The 3022-nt window shown below is 71.5% G+C and carries 4 protein-coding genes; 3 read left to right on the plus strand and 1 reads right to left on the minus strand.

Annotation, left to right across the window (positions count from 1 at the left end):
• Window positions 1-874: sensor histidine kinase (locus QM624_RS05835; protein ID WP_415089703.1), on the plus strand; the 874-nt coding region annotated here is incomplete at its 5' end.
• Window positions 871-1548, plus strand: coding sequence for a response regulator (locus QM624_RS05840; RefSeq protein ID WP_415089705.1), 678 nt, complete (start codon window positions 871-873; stop codon window positions 1546-1548). The genes QM624_RS05835 and QM624_RS05840, both read left to right, overlap by 4 nt.
• Window positions 1549-1570: 22 nt before the next feature.
• Here QM624_RS05840 and QM624_RS05845 read toward each other — a convergent pair whose 3' ends face one another.
• Entirely contained in the window at window positions 1571-2218 is a 648-nt protein-coding gene (locus tag QM624_RS05845; protein ID WP_415089708.1) for an AAA family ATPase, read from the minus strand.
• A gap of 327 nt (window positions 2219-2545) precedes the next feature.
• On the opposite strand from QM624_RS05845, the gene QM624_RS05850 reads away from it, so the two are divergent.
• The coding region (locus tag QM624_RS05850; RefSeq protein ID WP_415089710.1) for a hypothetical protein at window positions 2546-3022 on the plus strand (477 nt) is incomplete at its 3' end.

A 3022-nucleotide genomic window follows, 5' to 3' on the forward strand; every position in this document is an offset into this window, starting at 1 on the left:
CGCACCCGCCGACCACGAGGACGCCGGCGAGCATCAGCTGGTGCTGCAACCGCCCGGCCTGGCCGCCGGCCAGCGCCGCCTGTTCGACGCCTTCGCCGCCCACGCCGGCGCCATCCTGCAACGCCGGGAGTTGCAGCGTTCGGCCAGGTCGGCCGCGCAACTGGCCCGGGACAACCAGGCCCGGACGGCGCTGCTGTCCGCCGTCTCGCACGACCTGCGGACGCCGCTGGCCGGGATCAAGGCGGCGATCGGCAGTCTGCGCTCCACCGAGGTGACCTGGTCGGCCGCCGACGAGGCGGAGCTGATGGCCGTCATCGAGGAGTCCGCGGACCGGCTGGAGGCGCTGATCGGCAACCTGCTCGACCTGTCCCGGCTGCAGACCGGTGCGCTGATCGCCCATCCGGCGCCCACCGATCTCGGCGAGGTGATCCCGGCGACCCTCGCAGCGTTGCCCGACCCGGCTCGCGCCCACTGGGAGATCGATCCGGAGGCGCGGATGGCGCACACCGACGCCGGGCTGCTCGACCGGGTGCTGGGCAACATCGCCGAGAACGCGCTGCGCTATCAGAGCGCCGACACTCCGATCACGGTGCGAGCCAGCCGGGTCGCCGACCGGGTCGAGGTGCGGGTCACTGACAACGGTCCGGGCGTCCCGCCCGGCGAACTGGAGCGGATCTTCCAGCCCTTCCAGCGCCAAGGCGACTCCAGCGGGACAGGGATCGGTCTGGGCCTGGCGGTAGCCCGTGGCCTGGCCGAGGCGATGGGCGGACGGGTCAGCGCCGAGCCGACGCCCGGTGGTGGACTGACCCTGGTGATCGCCCTGCCCACCCGGCCGGGTCAGGAGATCCCAGCCGAACCCGGAGGTGCATTGTGACCCGGATCCTGGTGGTCGACGACGATTCCATGCTGCAGCGCACGCTGCGGATCAACCTGCGAGCCCGCGGCCACGAGGTGCTGCTGGCCTCGTCCGGACGGCAGGCGCTCGCCAGTTTCGTGGCCGACGACCCCGAGCTGGTGATCCTCGACCTCGGCCTGCCCGACCTGGACGGCGTCGAGGTGCTGCGCCGGCTGCGGCAGCGTTCCGCCGTCCCGGTGATCGTGCTGTCGGCCCGGCAGCAGGCCGACGACAAGATCGAGGCGCTCGACGAAGGCGCCGACGACTACGTCAGCAAACCGTTCGACGTGAACGAACTGATGGCCCGGGTCCGGGCGGCGGCGCGTCGGACGTCGGTCGCCGCGGAAGCACCGGAGACGTTCACTGCTCCCGGCCTGACCCTCGACTTCGCCGCCCACCTGGCGACCCGCGGTTCGGAGACGATCCACCTCACCCCGACCGAGTGGCGGCTGCTGGCCGAACTGGCCCGGCACCAGGGCCGGCTGGTTCCGCACGAAGACCTGCTGCGTGCCGTCTGGGGACCCGGCTACGGCCGCGAACACCACTATCTGCGGGTCTTCGCCAACCAGATCCGCCGCAAGATCGAACCCGACCCGGCCGCACCCCGGCACCTGATCAACGAGCCCGGTCTCGGCTACCGGCTCCAGGCCTGACCCTCAAAGCTGAGTCTGGCCGTCAAGAGTGAGCCTGGCCGCCAAGAGTAAGTCGGCGGCGGAGGACGGCCGCGGCTTGGGATCGGTCGACGAGCAGCATCGCGTCGACACCCGCCGGCAGCCCGGTGCGCCTCAGCGACATCTCGGTCAGTGCCGGCTTGAGCCGTTGCCAACTGCGCCAATGATCCGCGAACGAGGCGACGACCCGTCCCCGGCGGTATTGACCTTCCCGCGCGCTGTCGTGATCGACGTCGATGAAGAGCAGCGTCACCCGCCAGCCGGCTCGGACGGCGAGCGCGAGAAAGAACTGGCGGCGGCGGACCCGGGTGCCGGGATCGTGGATCACCACTCGACGACCGGCGCTCGGCCCGCTCAGCAGGGACGCGACCACCCGGATGGTGTGCGTGGTGTGGATGAGCCAGCGATAGTTGCGGTACGGCACCGAGGCCGGCAGCCGGCGCCGCAGCCACTCATTGACCTGCTCGGGATCGATCACACTGACGTGATCGAGACCCGCCGAGGCCCGTGCGATGGCGGTGCTCTTGCCTGCACCGGGCACACCGCCCACCACGATCAGGTCGCTGCGCTCGGGAATCAGGTCACTGCGCTCCGGGCGCGGAAGCTCCCCCGCGTCGGTGCACGACAGAGTGGATGCCTCTGCGGAGGTCAATCGCTGATCGTCATCGCGAAGCAGATACGCCACCCCTCCAGATCAGCCGCCGCGGCTGTGAATTCCATAGCAGCGGTCCCTTTTCGGGGTGAGCCCAGGGAATCCCCTGCCCTCGGCGACGAGCTGCCGCGCCCCCGGAAAGCGGAAGCGTTCAGCCGGACCGGCGCAGCCGGTTGAGAAGGCGGCGCAGGGCGGTGGATCGGCGGGTTCCTCTCGTCGGTGGGCAGGTCAGGCGTGGACGGGTTCGGGCAGCGCCGGCACCTCGTCGGCGCGGTCACCGAGCACCGCACGCGGTGATGCGCGAAACTCGTAGCGAACGGGGGTGTAATGCTGCGGTTCACCATCGGGGACGCCGCCGAACTGGCTGGCGACATCGGGCCCGACCCACGGCTGATCGGCGTGCTCGCCGAGCTGGACGGCACCGTCGACACCGACGACCTGCGCGCGACGGTCGCCGAGCGGGCGGCCGGGTTCCCGCTGCTCGCGCACCGCATCGTCCGGCGCGCCCCGAATCCCCGGACGGCCCGGTGGGAAGAGGTCGCCATCGACCCGGCCCAACACGTGCTCGAGCTCGACACCGACGATCCGACCGGCACCGCGATCGCTGTGCTGCTGGCCGGGCTGCCGGAAACCATCCCGATGTGGCGTCTGCTGCTCCTGCGCTCCACCGACGCCGCCCACCTGCTGTTCGTGACGCACCACGTCCTGCTCGACGGCACCACAGCCGTTGCCGTGGTCAGCGCCCTGCTCGGCGCCGAGCTGCCGGCGCCGGCGGCGCCCCGGCCGAGGCGGTCCTGGCTGGCC

This window comes from Micropruina sp. (assembly GCF_047606365.1).
Lineage (GTDB): Bacteria > Actinomycetota > Actinomycetes > Propionibacteriales > Propionibacteriaceae > Micropruina.